The sequence below is a fragment of the Dokdonia sinensis genome, from assembly GCF_003688895.1.
In the GTDB taxonomy this organism is placed as follows: domain Bacteria; phylum Bacteroidota; class Bacteroidia; order Flavobacteriales; family Flavobacteriaceae; genus Dokdonia; species Dokdonia sinensis.
In genome coordinates this window covers 1-17,121 of record NZ_REFV01000007.1, presented here as the reverse complement: position 1 = coordinate 17,121, position 17,121 = coordinate 1, and the positions used below count along the sequence as shown (strand labels likewise).

At 41.5% G+C, this 17,121-nt stretch carries 10 protein-coding genes; 3 read left to right on the top strand and 7 right to left on the bottom strand.

Translation table 11 applies throughout. The features are described from left to right. The first annotated feature begins 29 nt into the window (after positions 1–29). From EAX61_RS08360 to EAX61_RS08350, 3 genes are read left to right on the top strand one after another with little or no spacing between them, the layout of a single operon-like run. Positions 30–953 carry a lysylphosphatidylglycerol synthase domain-containing protein gene (locus EAX61_RS08360; RefSeq protein WP_161555210.1) on the top strand — a complete coding sequence of 308 codons (924 nt, stop codon included), beginning with the start codon at positions 30–32 and terminating at the stop codon, positions 951–953. Further along, positions 950–2,128 carry a glycosyltransferase family 2 protein gene (locus EAX61_RS08355; RefSeq protein ID WP_121917235.1) on the top strand — a complete coding sequence of 393 codons (1,179 nt, stop codon included), beginning with the start codon at positions 950–952 and terminating at the stop codon, positions 2,126–2,128. The genes EAX61_RS08360 and EAX61_RS08355 overlap by 4 nt, the downstream gene beginning before the upstream one ends. Before the next feature lie 33 nt (positions 2,129–2,161). Further along, positions 2,162–3,046: a hypothetical protein gene (locus tag EAX61_RS08350; protein ID WP_121917234.1), complete on the top strand. Its 885-nt coding sequence runs from the start codon at positions 2,162–2,164 to the stop codon at positions 3,044–3,046. A 136-nt stretch (positions 3,047–3,182) separates the two neighbouring features. Here EAX61_RS08350 and EAX61_RS08345 read toward each other — a convergent pair whose 3' ends face one another. The 7 genes from EAX61_RS08345 to EAX61_RS08315 form a co-directional block, all read right to left on the bottom strand. Continuing rightward, the gene (locus EAX61_RS08345; protein WP_121917233.1) at positions 3,183–3,662 is read right to left on the bottom strand and encodes a hypothetical protein; all 480 of its coding nucleotides are present in this window, start codon (positions 3,660–3,662) and stop codon (positions 3,183–3,185) included. Between the two features lie 60 nt (positions 3,663–3,722). After that, the gene (locus EAX61_RS08340) at positions 3,723–4,925 is read right to left on the bottom strand and encodes a tetratricopeptide repeat protein (protein WP_121917232.1); all 1,203 of its coding nucleotides are present in this window, start codon (positions 4,923–4,925) and stop codon (positions 3,723–3,725) included. 3 nt (positions 4,926–4,928) lie between these two features. After that, positions 4,929–6,338 (bottom strand): M56 family metallopeptidase, encoded by a 1,410-nt coding sequence (locus EAX61_RS08335; protein ID WP_121917231.1) that lies wholly within the window; start codon positions 6,336–6,338, stop codon positions 4,929–4,931. A gap of 5 nt (positions 6,339–6,343) precedes the next feature. Next, the gene (locus tag EAX61_RS08330; RefSeq protein ID WP_121917230.1) at positions 6,344–6,700 is read right to left on the bottom strand and encodes a BlaI/MecI/CopY family transcriptional regulator; all 357 of its coding nucleotides are present in this window, start codon (positions 6,698–6,700) and stop codon (positions 6,344–6,346) included. 189 nt (positions 6,701–6,889) lie between these two features. Continuing rightward, entirely contained in the window at positions 6,890–8,830 is a 1,941-nt protein-coding gene (locus tag EAX61_RS08325; RefSeq protein WP_121917229.1) for an OmpA family protein, read from the bottom strand. Positions 8,831–8,882: 52 nt separating this feature from the next. Further along, on the bottom strand, positions 8,883–9,836 hold the full coding sequence (locus tag EAX61_RS08320) for a PorP/SprF family type IX secretion system membrane protein (protein ID WP_121917228.1): 954 nt from the start codon (positions 9,834–9,836) through the stop codon (positions 8,883–8,885). Positions 9,837–9,890: 54 nt separating this feature from the next. After that, positions 9,891–17,108 carry an Ig-like domain-containing protein gene (locus EAX61_RS08315; RefSeq protein WP_236642010.1) on the bottom strand — a complete coding sequence of 2,406 codons (7,218 nt, stop codon included), beginning with the start codon at positions 17,106–17,108 and terminating at the stop codon, positions 9,891–9,893. Positions 17,109–17,121: the final 13 nt, after the last annotated feature.

Sequence of the window (17,121 nt, the reverse complement as noted above, 5' to 3'; positions counted from 1 at the left end):
AACATTTCATTACGGTCACTATCAAAATTATGATCGTGGTTGTCGCATTTCTTTTTGTGTGGGAACGGTTACAAAAAGATTGGGAATCCTTTGAGGATATATTTCAAAATCAAATTGATCCATCATCGCTATATTTAAATATTGCAATATTACTAATTCTGACAGCACTAAATTGGTCGCTAGACGCCTATCGCTGGAAAGTTCTCGTAGGTAGCATTCATAAAATACATATGGGTGAGGCTTTTAGACAAACACTTGTTGCACACGTCACAGCTTTTGTTACTCCCGCAAAAACTGGCGAATATGGAACCAAAGCACTTTACTTCCCCAAAAAATATCGAAAAAAAATCGTCGTCCTCAATTTTTTGGGAAATATGTATCAAATGCTGGCAACACTGTTTTTTGGGGCAATCGGTTTAGGAGTTGTTTGCTTTATTTTTAAGCCACTTTCTTTTGTATGGTATATACTCTTTGTCCTTGCGGTAATAGGTGTGAGCTTTTTAGTCCCTCGAAATTTGAATAGATTGCGGTGGAGTATTAAAGGATACTCCTGGCAACGGGTTCAGGAATATGTGCTGCGTATTTCCAAATCCATCCGTGACAAAGCGAAAGTCCTATCAGTGATAAAATATCTCGTCTTCTCACATCAATTTTACTTTATACTCATTATGCTCGACATCGAGATTACATATATTCCTGCCCTGTCACTTATTGCGAGTATGTACCTGTTGAGTTCGCTAGTTCCTGTAATGCAGTTTTTTGATGTAGTGGTACGTGGCGGAACTGCAGTTCTTCTATTTGGACTGGCACAAATTCCCGCTAGTGTAATCTTAATCATTACCACAACAATGTGGCTCCTTAATATCGTTTTACCACTGTTACCCGGAAGCTATTTACTGTTGAAGTCTAAGAGCCTGCTCACTTCCCATAATTTAACAGATACCACATTATGATACTCTATCTCCATATCATAATAGGGATCTACACGCTTCTTTTACTGTTTTTTATTATTGGTTTTAATCGAACACCCATAGTACCGATACCTGCGAAATCCCCCAAATCTTGTTTTAGTATTATTATCGCTTTTCGTAATGAAGCAGTGCATTTACCAGCACTTTTGCAAAGTCTTTCTCAACTGCAGTACCCTCGGGAACTATATGAAATATTTTTGGTAAATGATAGCTCAGAAGATACCTCGTCGCAAACGGTGCTTGATTTTATTGCAAATCAAAAGTTTAACAACATACATCTTTTAGAAAATATTCGAACGTCTGCCTCACCTAAAAAAGATGCTATTAGAACGGCAATACACTGTGCTCAAAACGAATGGATACTCACTACGGATGCAGATTGTCTCGTTCCAGCGACGTGGTTGCTATCATCTGACAGTTTTATTCAAGCGCATCATCCAGAGCTTATTGCCGCTCCTGTAACGTTAGCAACACCCAAGACTTCTGGTTTTCTCTATGCTTTTGAAAGTCTTGATATTCACAGTTTGCTAGGCGCAACCATAGGTGCGTTTGGGTTAGGGAAACCATTTATGGCAAATGGTGCAAACTTGTGTTACCGAAAGGTATCATTCCTAGCTGTAAACGGTTTTGATGGTAATGACCACATTGCGAGTGGTGATGATATTTTTATACTTGAAAAATTTCTTAAAGCTTTTCCGCAGAAAGTGATGTACCTAAAGCATCGTGATGTTCTTGTTAAAACTTCGGCGCAGACGGATTGGGGCGGGTTCATTTCTCAACGGGTGCGCTGGGCCGCAAAGGCTACGGGATATTCGGCAGTGTTCCCTAAGGTGGTGGGAGTTTTAGTATTTTGGACGAATCTTACATCGGTATTTGTTGTTTTAGGACTTTTTATAACTCTACTCAATCAGGTTCTTTTGATGGGTAGTGGTTTTGCTTTCGCGAAAGCGGAATTACCCACATTACTATTCATTATATTTTGGAAGTTCATCATAGACGCCATTTTGATCTGGAAAGGCTTAATCTTTACAGATTCAAGACGAGACTTCACCGCATACCCTATAGTGGCACTGCTCTATCCGTTTGTAAGTGTTTATGTTGCGATGCGCGCGTTTACCGGAACGTATCGCTGGAAGGGAAGGCAATTCAAACAATAGAATTTACTATATTTACGACCCAAACCTACAATTATGAAACGCCTCCTACTTACCCTTTGCGTTGCTCTATGCTGTTTTACAGTGGCCACAGCCCAAACTCAATCATACACGATTAATGGAAATTCCTATGAGCTTCAAACTGAAGTTGAAGGCCCCTTAACCCTATTGTGGAATGTAATAGCTCAAGAATATCGCTACTTTATCAAGAAAGATGATGTCGTGACTGAGCTGACTAATACAGAGAAAAATGGCGATTACCAACAAGAATACAAAGCGCAATTGCAAAACGCTACGGCTGGAGTTGCTATGAACACCAATAGACTTAACCTTACCCTCGCTAGTTTACGCAAATTTGTAAATGACTACAATAAAAAGGTGGATCCGACTTATCAGGACAACAGCTTCCTTACAAATCTGGAGTATCGTCTAGGAGCATTTGGCGGGGTGACAAACAATATTTTTACGTTTAACCCAAACAATGAATCGACACCTCAATTTGGGATTGATTTTGAGTTATACGATGCGATTGCATTGCCCAGCCATTCTGTGGTTTTTCAGTACAAACAGACGCTGTCCACAGATGAATTTGACTACAGTTCTTCACAGTTTTCTATAAACCATCGTTTAAAGTTCATCAAGTCCAACACTATTGATGTTTTCCTCAACACAAAGTTGATCACTGTTACTAATGCCCAACGTGACACCGAAGTAATTGTTACGGATGAAAATATGACAGAAGTAACTCTAGATGACGAAGGAACAAGCTTACAGGCGCCTATTATTTTTGGCCTAGGGGCAGATATAAAGGTAGGACCAGGTTTTATCACAGTTAATTATCACGATGCAGTCTCTATTTTCAACAAATCAAACGACGAGTTTCCTGTGGATGTGAGCGCGGGTTATAAGATTAGACTTTAGGAGTGAAATCGAAATTGAAAAATGGAATTTCCTTTTTCTTGCTAAGAGACGCAAAAAGGAGTACGCTGCGTGGAGAGTCACCGGATGCACTCCCAAAAACTTTGAAAAACGGGAGCGCCACACTTAACACTTGTTACTATTCCGCTTTTACAACAACGGGCAACTTAAATTTAGTCTTTACGGGAATGCCTCTTTTTGTGGCTGGAAAAGCTTTGGGTAACTGCTGTGCCGCGTCGTGTATGTATGCTGGGAAATCAGGAATTTCAAAAGAAACGGCTTCAGTAATGTGAAGACTGTCTATACACAGTTTCCCTTCCTGATTTATTTTTAAATCGATCCAGACGGTATCCTCTAAGCTAGAAGTCACCACAAGTGGCTGCGCTTGTAAACTATTGTAAAACGCAGTTGCTATTTCGTTCTCAAAGCAGGCTTTAAGCGCAGACTGATTCTCTATACTATCACAATTAGGAAAAGTGGGATAGGAATCTACTTCATTAATATCAATGGCTTTCCAACCCTCTGCAAAATATGTTTCTGATTGAATTTTTTTAGTCTCCCATTGAGAGCAACCCCATAAAAGGAGCATCAGAAAGAGAAGAATAAAACGCTGGATCATAAAAAGCTACTTACAGTGGGAAAATTACGAAAAAACCACATAGTAATGGTCGTAATCCTCTTATCCACCCTTGTCTGCTTTCATAAATACTTCTTGGGTCAAAATATCGACACGGTACTGCGCTAAATCTCTATAGTATTTTGCCTGACGGCGGTTATCTTCCTTAAATAGTTCTATAAATCGCTCATAAAGTCTCAAGACTTCCTTTTTATCCTTATAAAAATTATCTGCCGCAACGGCTATTCCATAATGTGCAGCAATATTTTTAGGGTTCTCCCGGACTGCAAACTGGTAGTTTTCTAATGCGAGCTGATACTCTTCTTTAAGTTTATGCAACGTTGCTAGTGTAAAATAGGGGTCTTCCAGTGGTTGGTCCATTAAGAACAGTGCAATCTCTGCGTGACGAATGCCCTTATCTAAATCCTTAGTACGTTGGTATAATCTTGCAAGTGCGAGATGGTGTTCGGGATTTTTATCTTCCCCTTTTTCATTTATGAGAATCGCATACTGCTCTATTGCAAGCTGCGGAAATCCATCTTTTGCATAAGCAAATCCAAGCTTACGATGAATAAAAGGTGTGGACTGACCGAGGTCTATAAGTTTTTCAAAATAATCTATAGCCTCTGAGTACCAACCTTTATTTGAGTAACTCTGAGCAAGTAGACTTAATAATTCAATGTTTTCTGGATCTATGGCTAGGCCTTTTGGCGCGAGCTTTTCCAGCTTGTCGTATGTTCTGTTTTTTACATACCCCAACCCGATTTCATACATTGCTTTGAGGTGTGTAGAATCTGCTTTTAACGCTTTCGCGAAAGCGTCATCACTCCAGTTCCATATAGTATCACTATTTGTAACCGCAATCTGCGGCCCCATAGCCTTAAGCGCTCTCCCTCGCTGGTAGTAAAACTCTGGATTGCCAGGATATCTCTCCGACAGGCTGTTAAATATGCTATCGCCCTTTTTAAATTTTCGAGTAGCAATGAGGAGGCGCCCGTACTCTGTAGCTGCGATAACTTGAGTCTTGTCCTGTTCTAAAGAAGACTGGTAATATTGTAATGCTTTACTATCATTGCCCAATGCCTTGTAAGATCTGGCAATTTTAAGGGCTACCGGTGCATTCATAATCCCAATATCTGAGTATGTGGCAATAGCTTTAGAATGATTACCTACCGCCGCAAGACTGTCTGCCACGCGCAAAGCCGAGGACTGCGCCTCGGCTTTGTAAATAATAAGCCCAAAAAGAATTATGAAAATATATCTCATAAATTACTCTACCTTAAAAGTAATAGGTAACGAATAAAGAACACCTACTTCTTTTCCCTTTTGTAATCCTGGCTTCATTTGTGGCAATAGTTTTATGACGCGCTCTGCTTCTGTCTCTAATTCTGGATGTGGTGCTCTGGACTGAACGTTTGTGACATTTCCATTTTTGTCTATCTTAAACTGGACAAAGATTCTATTAATTCCCGATAAACCGAGATCAGACCCTAGCTTTGTATTAAAACTACGGTTTACCATTTTAGAAATAGACTCAGACATACATTTCTTTCTGGCCGTATTATCTCCTGCGCTTTCACAGCCCGGAAACACAGGAACATTGTCGATAACGGCGAAAGGAATATCGAGATTAGGGTCAAAATCATCCACTTCTTGGACTTCGACAACTTCAATGATTTCAACATCTGAAGCATTCTTATTCTCAGCTTGCCTTAGTATTGCTTGGAGCTGTTCTGTTTCTGCATCAGATAAACTTTCTCTGTCTTCTAATGCCAATTTAAGGTCTGCCAACTGCGTTTCTATAGAGGTTTCTGTCTTTTCTACTTGACTATCCTCAGAGCAGGAAACATAAAACAACATTCCGACAATCATCGGGAGGATGAGTGCGTACTTTGCAATGGCGATTTTTTTTGATTTTGATTTCTGTAACATAATGATTCGGTTTTTGATGAATGAATGATTAAAAAATGAATTTATAAATGAGAGCTGCTGGGTGCCAAATGTGGCATTGAGCAACTGTGTAAAATATTCTTCTTTTGAGGTATCGCGCACAGCTTCGGCATCTGCAAGATATTCGTGTACGATGGTAATCTCCTTTTGGAATATATAAATGAATGGATTGAACCAAAATATCACACGCAAAATTTCAAAATACAACAGATCCCAAGTATGGCGTTGCTTTACGTGAATGTGTTCGTGGGCAAGAATACGCTTTCGCGAAATCGGTTCTACCTCCTCCCCTATAAAAATATGGTTGAGGAATGTAAATGCCGCACTGCTTTCTGGAATCTGAATAATCTTTTCTCCACCCGTTCTGTACTTAAAATATTGGGTAAGCCTCCACAATTTACTGCCGAAAAACACGAGCGCACCCAAGACACCAAGACTATAAATAAGCAACCAATTAATTCCAAATCCACCAGCCTCCGTTCCTAAATCGATACCAGTATCTGGACCAGAGCCTATAAAAATCTCTGGTAGCAGTGTTGCAAATTCTCCCGAGGGGACTGCTGCCCGAAATGCGGCGATCGAAACAAAAGGAAGCAACATAGAAAGTAATGGTGTAAGGAGGAGGTAGCCCCGGTTCCACTGAAAAAATGTTTCTTTTCTAAAAAATGTAAGATAAACCGCCAGGAAAATAGCTTGAAAGCAGAGCACCTCTATAATATACTGTCCCATAGTTTCTATTTTTTATCAATTTCTTTAAGAATCGCTTCGAGGTCCTTTACAGACATATCATCTTTCTTTACGAAGAAACTTACCATACTCTTGAAACTTCCGTTAAAATAGCCATCTACCATCTTGTGCATAGAGGCTGCGCTGTAACTTTCCTTTGTAACCTTAGGGAAATAAATATGCCCTCGACCTTCTTTACGATAGTCTACAAATTCTTTGTTCTCAAGAATTCTAATGATGGTAGATATGGTGTTGTAAGCTGGTTTAGGCTCTGGCATCGCCTCTATGACCGACGCGACATTACCTTCCTCAAGTTGCCATAGAATTTGCATTACTTCCTCTTCTGCCTTTGTGAGTTGTTTCATAGTGTATTAATATAACACTGTAAATATAACTAAATAATTAGTTTAAACTAAATATTTAGTTATAAATTTTAATTGCGTGGTTATAAATGGTGCTTTTTACGCTTTCGCGAAAGCGGCCTCCTAAACATTTACGCATAAAAAAAGGAGTGATATCGCTATCACTCCTTGTACATATTATATTATTCTTCCCTACTGACTAATCACGATAAACTCAGATCGTCTATTAAGCTGGTGTTCTTCTTCTGTACATTTAACGCCATTACTACATTCGTTTACAAGTTGACTCTCGCCGTAACCTTTAGCCGTAAGACGGCTACGATCTACGCCCTTACTTATGAGCCAAGCCATTGTAGACTTTGCTCTCTTATCAGAGAGGCTCTCATTATAAGCATCATTACCTCTGCTGTCTGTATGTGAACGAATATCAATTTTTGAGGTAGGATATTCATTTAAGTATGCTAGTACTTTAGAAATTTCGAATGCGGCATCTGGACGTATGTTGAAGCGGTCAAAATCGAAATAAATTGGGTTTAATCCCAAAGTTTGGAATAAATCGTCCCCAACGGCTGCTTTTCTTATAACCTTTTCAAGGGCGATTCCGACAGTTACTTTACCACTTTTTGCGGGTGTGACTGCTGACTTTTCGGCTGGATTATACTTCTCCTTAGATCCTCGCACAACATACGATGTCTCGCACGCTACATCGAAAGAAAATATAGCATCATCTGCCACAGTTACTTTTTCAACAAGTACATTGTCCTCATCCATAAGTAAAACTGTAGCGCCAGGAAGTAGCTCTCCCGAATCAGAATCTGTTACGACACCTGTGATTACCATCTCACAAGGAGGGATAATTTCTTGTACAAAGCGATAAATATCGTCACTTCCCATTCCTCGTTTACGGTTAGATGCAAGGTAACCCACCTGCGTACTATCATTTACTATAAAAGAAAAATCATCGTAACTACTATTTATAGGTTCTCCAAGATTTATAATATCAGGACTTCCGTCTTTCTTTGTACCTAGCACATATATATCAAGACCTCCAAGTCCAGGATGACCATCTGATGCAAAGTACAGATCGTTATTTAGGCTTTTAAAAGGGAATGTCTCGCGCCCTTCAGTATTTAAAGGCCTCCCCAAATTCTTAGGCTCTCCATAAGTACCATCCTCATTTATATCTACAAACCAAATATCAGACTGACCTATCGTCCCTGGCATATCTGAAGCAAAATAAAGCTTTGTGTTATCAGGACTTAATGTAGGGTGAGCAGTCGAGTATTCGTTACTGTTAAATGGCATCTCTACTGGCGTGCTCCAAGTAGATCCTTTTTTTGTCGACTTATAAATTTTTAATTTGTTAGTCCCGCTCTCTGATTTCCTATAATTACCCTCATTGTAATTATTTCTTGTAAAGTATACTGTTTTACTGTCATTAGTAAAGGTTGTCGTACTCTCGTGAAATTTAGAATTAAGCTCTTTGCTAAAACGTGAAGGCCTAGAATAGGATTCTTCGCTCACTCGAGTGGAATATAAATCTAAGAATGGTTGATTATTCCATTTGTGAATGCGTTTACTCGCACCTCCGGTATCTCTGGATGAGGCAAATATTAATTTACCCTCATATTCTGTGGGTGCAAAATCACTATATCGTGAGTTAATTGCTCTAACATCTTCTAGGGTATAGTTGCTCTCTTGATATCCTATATTTCTAATATAGTTAGGCTCCTCCTCAAAAAGTTCTGCTCTGAGATCATCCCCATTTACCGCATTGAATTTATTCATCATACGGTCTGCAGCATCGTAATTCTTTAAAGCACGAAGCGTCTGGGAGTATCGAAAGAGATACTCTGGTCTAATCTCTGCCTCATAATTTGAAACTAGTTTTTGATACCAGCGCTCTGCATCCTCATACTGAGCATTAAAATAATAAGAATCTCCTAGTTTTTCAAACAATTCTGCAGAGCTGTACCCCTCATCGGCAATTTCTAAATAGATCTTACGCGCATCTACAAAGGCATACTGATTGAATTTTTTGTCAGCTCTCTTAAGCTTCCCCTCTTGACCTAGTGCTGTTGATCCCACTAAAAAAATCAAGATAAGTGTGATTTTAAATGTAATGATTTTCATAAATTCTGTAGTTGTTAATGGGGGAACAGTAACGGATTAAAAGATAATATAATTAAAAGAATCGAGGTGTTAACATTCTATCATATTCATTAAACAGTTCAAAACGTAAAAACACTTCAAAACTTCCGTCATTGTAGGTCGTATCTCCTAAGTCTGTAGTTTCTCTGTCATAGGCAAAACCTATCAGCATACTGTCTGACACCTGAAAACCTATTAGACCGCTTAGCGCCGCGCTCCAGCGGTAGGCTACTCCAGCGTGTAATTTTTCAAACAACAAAAAATTTGCCGTAAGATCAACCTGAAGAGGCGCCCCAGCTACTGCCTTTATTAGCGTACTCGGCTTAAACTTTAATTGATCAGACAAATCAAATGTATATCCGAGTATACCATAATAATGGATACGCTCTTTAGCCACAAAACTGGAGGAGTCATTACTATTATTGCTTTCATCAAAGTGATCCGTCTCGATAAGATTAGGAGCACTTAATCCTACATAGAAATTATCCGTGTGGTAATAAAGTCCGACGCCTATGATAGGAGATATCCTATTATCTATATTTTGACCAAAAAGTGGATCTCCGTTATTAAGAAGATTAAGTTTAGTAAAATCTACATCAAGAATATGTCCACCTCCTTTAAGTCCAAAACTCAATTTCCCTTCATCAGAAGTGTTTATAGTGTAGCTAAAGTCTACTCCTATATATGTTTCATCTGCTGGTCCTAAAGCATCGTTTACGATAGATAAACCCAAACCTACCTTTCCTTCTCCTATAGGAGAGTGTACACTCAGACTCTGCGTCTGTGGAGCACCTTCTAATCCTACCCATTGGCTCCGATGTAAACCAACAATACTCATTACACCCCGGTTACCTGCATAAGCTGGATTTATGGCAACCGTATTATACATATATTGAGTGTATTGAGGATCTTGTTGCGCATAAGTCTTAGAAGGGCTATAAAAGCCAAAAGCAACAATTACAATTACTATTAATGTTTTTATTTTCATATTGTCTTGTTTAAAACTGGCGTGACTATTACCACGCCAGTATAATTACAATCCTTATCGTGTTAAATAGATATATCCTGCTCTATGAATAGTCTTGTTCTCATTATTAACGTATTCAATCACGTAATAATAAGTACCTACAGGCAGCATCTCATCTTGACTTATGGTTGCTCGTCCTTCTGAGAATCCACGGAATGTATTTCCATTTTGCCCATATCCGTCTACCCCATAAACTTCAACTCCCCAACGGTTAAATAAACGGACCGTATTATTAGGGAAGCGATCCAGAAGCGGTATTATCCAAGTGTCATTCATACCATCTCCGTTAGGAGAAACTCCATTTGGAATTTCAATTGTATTACCCCCATCTATTGGAACATCACTATCAAGCAACACAATTGTAGGATCCTCAAAATCACCATCATTATCAAGATCCACATTAGTTAGATCATTAGGGTCATCAGAAATATCAACAACATCTACTCCCATAACGCTAACCCCTTCTGCTGTAGCAGAGTTTATCACAGATCCATTTTCTTGATCTAATGCTGTTATCGTGTAAAGAGCTGTAAAAGTAGTACTATCTGTTTCACTAGGTTGGAGGTCAATAGGTGCCCCAACAACTGTAATAATAGGATCTCCTATTACAATACCAAATACTCCAACATTACCATTATTCGTAACGCTAAATACGTATTGAATTTGATCTCCTGCAGTAATTAAGCCGTCTGCGTTTACGTCAATAGCTGTAGCTGTTTTTAAGAGATCCAAGTTTGTGATAATTTCAATAGGAACTATCGTTGGATCTTCAAAATCACCATCGCTATCCGCATCAACATTAGTATCATCACTCGGATCGTCAGATACGTCAGATACCGACACTCCGCTAGGATCTGTACCTAAAGCCGTAGCTTGATTTAATACTTGTCCCGCTTCAACATCTGCTTGCATAATAGTATACACCCCAGTAAATGTGGTAGCATCTGTTTGTCCTGGATCTAGATCAATAGGTCCACCTACAACCGTTAAGATTGGATCATTTATTGTAATACCTGTTACAGTAACATTACCATTATTTCTTATGGTAAACGTATACTGAATCTCATCTCCTGCATCTATAATTCCATTGCCATTTATATCCACAGCCACACCCGTTTTACGTAAATCCAGATTAGGATTAGGTGAAAGAGATGTTACTGTTTCGTCATCATCTGCACCTGTGTCATCTCCTGGGTTTCCGGAATCAGATGTATCATCTACAGGGTTGCCATCAGGATCTGTTCCGCTTGTTGTTGCAGTATTAACTACAAAACCAAGATCCACATCAGCCTGAGTAATGGTATAGTTAACCATTGCTGTTCCAGTTTCTCCAGAAGCTAATGTGTCTGGCGATATAGGCAAGTTTGTCACCCCTACGATAGGATCGCTCACTGTTATGTTAGCAATCGTAACATTTCCTGTATTCGTTACTGTAAACGTATATACAATAATGTCACCTACCTCTGTTCCTAATGCTTGAGACGTTTTCACGAAAGTGAGCTCAGGATTAGATGTAATAGTAGTAACAGTTTCATCATCTCCAGCTCCCGTATCATCTGCAGGATTACCAGAATCCGAAACATCTGTCACATCATTACCATCAGGATCTTGTCCAGTCGCCGTTGCAGAGTTTACGACCTCACCTGCATCAACATCTGCCTGCGTAATTGTGTACGTAGCTGTTGCTGTTCCCACTTCACCTGGCATCAATGATGATGGAGTAACTGGTAAATCAGTAATTCCTAATACAGGATCATCTATTGTGATATTATCTACAGTCACAAGTCCAGTGTTAGTCACTTCAAATGTGTACGTGATGATATCTCCTACATTATTTCCTGTAGATGATGACGCTTTCGCGAAAGTAAGCTGCGCCATAGCACTTACATCTGTAACTGTCACATCATCCTCCGTATTACCGTCAGTATCATCTCCGTCATCTGAAACATCCGACTGTGGATTACCATCTTCATCTTCACCTGTAGCACTTGCTTGATTCTCGATTGTACCAGCATCAATATCATCCTGTGTTACATTGTATGTCGCAGTAAATGTTATCGTTTCTCCTGGTAAAATATCCAGAGCATCACCTTCTCCATCCTCGTCACTACCCCCAGATTGATATACTGGAGCAGGAAGTGTTCCTGTTCCCGTAAATATGGTAGCATCCTCTAGTATAGCAATATCAAAGACCGTTACATTTCCTGTATTAACTACATTATAGGTATAAGTTATGACTCCAGTCCCAACATTGTATACGCTTAGCTTCTCTATGTCTAACATTGGATCTGCTATCGTATAACCATTGTTCTCTTCAAACGTCACAGTATTTTCAGTAACAGTTACCGTAGTAGGATCCGTCCCTTCCGTTTGATCAGCTCCAGCCGGAAGCGTAGCTTCTACAATATCTACAATGGCATCTCCAATTACTACCGTTGCAGTATAATCTCCGTTTGCATCTGTAGTAACAGTTTGAGTATTTCCGTTTGCATCTGTTATTTCTACGTCTACACCCGCTAAGTCTGGCTCGCCTGCATCCTGAGTTCCGTTACCGTTGAGATCATTATAAATATGACCCTCAACCGTTCCAGTAGGCGCTCCCGTAACTGTAATAATAACAGTGGCGGTCTCCGTTGTAGTAGAACCGTCAGGATTGGTTACCGTTACAGTATAGTCAAAGGTATCTGTGCCTGTAAATCCAGCATCTGGAGTATAGGTCACAGTGCCGTCATTGTTGATCGTCACCGTTCCATTGGCTGGATCGGTAACATCGGTGACCTCGTTCATCGTTCCTTCGAAGGTATCGTTAGCAAGTACATCGACCGTTACAGGTGTATCCTCAGGAGTACTGGCTGCATCATCCACAACATCTGCAATAGGAGTAACTCCCACTGTAACTGTAGTTGTCTCTGTAGACGTACTACCGTCAGGGTTAGTTACCGTTACGGTATATGTAAAAGTATCCGTTCCGTTGAAGTCATCCGCAGGTATGTATGTAAGAACTCCATCAGGTCCGATAGTTACCGTTCCATTTGCAGGATCAGATACTTCTGTAATTTCGAAGTCTGTTCCATAAGTTCCTGTATAACCATCGTTTGCCAACACATCGATATCAACAGGGGTATCTTCATCTGTTGTTGCAACATCTGGAACTCCTTGATCGCCTGTTACTGTAATAACAACCGTTGCTATTTCTGTAGTAGTAGAACCATCTGGGTTCGTTACCGTTACCGTGTAATCAAACGTATCAGTTCCCGTGAATCCAGTATCTGGAGTATACGTTACCGTACCGTCCGCATTGATTGTTACAGTTCCATTCGCAGGATCAGTCACATCAGTCACTTCGTTCATCGTTCCTTCGAACGTATCGTTTGCCAGAACATCAACCGTTACAGGTGTATCCTCAGGTGTACTGTCTGCATCATCCACAACATCTGCAATAGGATTAACTCCCACGGTTACTGTCGTAGTCTCTGTAGATGTACTTCCATCAGGATTCGTTACCGTTACAGTATATGTAAACGTATCTGTACCGTTAAAGTCATCTGCAGGGATATAGGTAAGCGTACCATCAGGTCCGATAGTTACCGTTCCATTTGCAGGATCAGATACTTCTGTAATTTCGAAGTCTGTTCCATAAGTTCCTGTATAACCATCGTTTGCCAACACATCGATATCAACAGGGGTATCTTCATCTGTAGTAGCAACATCTGGAGCACCTAATGCACCAGTCACCGTGATAACAACCGTGGCTGTTTCTGTAGTAGTAGAACCATTTGGGTTCGTCACCGTTACCGTATAATCAAACGTATCAGTTCCGGTAAATCCAGTATCTGGAGTATACGTTACCGTACCGTCAGCATTGATTGTTACTGTTCCATTTGCAGGATCAGTTACATCAGTCACTTCGTTCATCGTTCCTTCAAACGTATCGTTTGCCAGAACATCAACCGTTACAGGTGTATCCTCAGGTGTGCTGTCTGCATCGTCCACAACATCTGCAATAGGATTAACTCCCACGGTTACTGTAGCTGTTTCTGTAGTAGTTGTTCCATCAGGATTCGTTACCGTTACAGTATACGTAAACGTATCTGTACCGTTAAAGTCATCTGCTGGGATATAGGTAAGCGTACCGTCAGGTCCGATAGTTACCGTTCCATTTGCAGGATCAGATACTTCGGTAATTTCGAAGTCTGTTCCATAAGTTCCTGCATAATCATCGTTCTCTAACACATCGATATCCACTGGGGTATCTTCATCTGTAGTCGCAACATCATCATCTATATCGTCTAATGGTGTAACCGTAACCACTACAGTTGCAGTTCCAGTTGTTGTTGTTCCATCAGGATTAGTGACAATTACAGTATAATCAAAAGTATCAGTTCCATTGAAATCTGGATCTGGAGTATAGGTTACCGTGCCATCTGCTTCAATCGTTACCGTTCCATTAATAGGATCTGTAACCTCCGAAACTATTACTGTAGCCCCAGGATCAAAAGTATCATTATCCAGCACATCGATGTTAACTGGGAAATCTTCTGGCGTTGTAGCTGTGTCATCCACTAAGTCAAGTCCTGCATCCACTATTATCGTCACCGTAGCCGTGCTTGTGTTTCCGTTGTCATCCGTGATTGTGTACTCAAAGGTATCCGTGCCATTGAAATCCATATCAGGAGTATACGTTACCGTGCCATCACCGTTGATCGTTACTGTTCCGTTCGCAGGATCCGTTACATCCGTGATCGTAGTCGGTTCCGTACCCAGGTCGTCATTGTCAAGGACAGCGATGTCCACAGAGGTATCCTCATTCGTGCTCGCAGTATCATCCACAGCGTCAGGAGTCGATACAACAACAACTGTTACCGTTGCAGTGCTCGTGTTACCATCGTCATCCGTGATCGTGTACTCAAAGGTATCCGTACCGTTGAAGTCCGGATCTGGAGTATAGGTGATTGTTCCGTCAGCATTGATGGTCACAGTTCCATTGGCTGGATCGGTCACATCGGTCACCGTCGTTGGCTCTGAACCTAATCCATCGTTGTCAAGAACATCGATCGTTACAGGCTCATCCTCATCTGTAGTGGCAGTATCATCCATAGCATCAGGAGTATCACTGATCACAACTGTTACCGTAGCAGTGCTCGTGTTCCCGTTGTCATCCGTGATCGTGTACTCGAAAGTATCCGTTCCGTTGAAATCCATATCAGGAGTATACGTTACCGTGCCATCACCGTTGATAGTCACTGTTCCATTCGCAGGATCAGTCACATCCGTGATCGTAGTCGGTTCCGTACCCAGGTCGTCATTGTCAAGGACAGCGATGTCCACAGGGGTATCCTCATTCGTGCTCGCAGTATCATCCATAGCATCAGGAGTATCACTGATCACAACTGTTACCGTAGCAGTGCTCGTGTTCCCGTTGTCATCCGTGATCGTGTACTCAAAGGTATCCGTGCCATTGAAATCCATATCTGGAGTATAGGTCACCGTTCCGTCAGCATTGATGGTCACAGTTCCATTGGCTGGATCGGTCACATCGGTCACCGTAGTTGGCTCTGAACCTAATCCATCGTTGTCAAGAACATCGATCGTTACAGGCTCATCCTCATCTGTAGTGGCAGTATCATCCATAGCATCAGGAGTATCACTGATCACAACTGTTACCGTAGCAGTGCTCGTGTTCCCGTTGTCATCCGTGATCGTGTACTCAAAGGTATCCGTGCCATTGAAATCCATATCTGGAGTATAGGTCACCGTTCCGTCACCATTGATCGTTACTGTTCCGTTCGCAGGATCAGTCACATCGGTGATCGTAGTCGGTTCTGTACCCAGATCGTCATTGTCAAGGACAGCGATGTCCACAGGGGTATCCTCATTCGTGCTCGCAGTATCATCCACAGCATCAGGAGTCGATACAACAACAACTGTTACTGTAGCAGTGCTTGTGTTACCATCGTCATCCGTGATCGTGTACTCAAAGGTATCCGTACCGTTGAAGTCTGGATCTGGAGTATAGGTGATTGTTCCGTCAGCATTGATCGTTACTGTTCCATTAGCAGGATCAGTGACATCGGTGATCGTTGTTGGCTCCGTACCCAGATCGTCATTGTCCAATACGGAAATGTCTACTGGAGTGTCTTCATCCGTAGTCGCCGTATCATCCTCAGCATCTGGAGTGGCAGTGATCGTTACATCTACCGTAGCCGTGCTCGTATTCCCGTTGTCATCCGTGATCGTATACTCAAAGGTATCGGTACCACTGAAGTCTGGGTCTGGAGTGTAGGTCACCGTGCCGTCACCGTTGATAGTCACTGTTCCATTCGCAGGATCAGTCACATCCGTGATCGTAGTCGGTTCCGTACCCAGATCGTCATTGTCAAGGACAGCGATGTCCACAGGGGTATTCTCATTCGTGCTCGCAGTATCATCCACAGCATCAGGAGTCGATACAACAACAACTGTTACTGTAGCAGTGCTCGTGTTACCATCGTCATCCGTGATCGTGTACTCAAAGGTATCCGTACCGTTGAAGTCCGGATCTGGAGTATAGGTGATTGTTCCGTCAGCATTGATCGTTACTGTTCCATTAGCAGGATCAGTGACATCGGTGATCGTTGTTGGCTCCGTACCCAGATCGTCATTGTCCAATACGGAAATGTCTACTGGAGTGTCTTCATCCGTAGTCGCCGTATCATCCTCAGCATCTGGAGTGGCAGTGATCGTTACATCTACCGTAGCCGTGCTCGTATTCCCGTTGTCATCCGTGATCGTGTACTCAAAGGTATCGGTACCACTGAAGTCTGGGTCCGGAGTATAGGTCACCGTTCCGTCACCATTGATCGTTACGGTTCCATTGGCTGGATCAGTCACATCGGTGATCGTAGTCGGTTCTGTACCCAGATCGTCATTGTCAAGGACAGCGATGTCCACAGGGGTATCCTCATTCGTGCTCGCAGTATCATCCACAGCATCAGGAGTCGATACAACAACAACTGTTACTGTAGCAGTGCTTGTGTTACCATCGTCATCCGTGATCGTGTACTCAAAGGTATCCGTACCGTTGAAGTCTGGATCTGGAGTATAGGTGATTGTTCCGTCAGCATTGATGGTCACAGTTCCATTCGCTGGATCGGTCACATCGGTCACCGTCGTTGGCTCTGAACCTAATCCATCGTTGTCAAGAACATCGATCGTTACAGGCTCATCCTCATCTGTAGTGGCAGTATCATCCATAGCATCAGGAGTA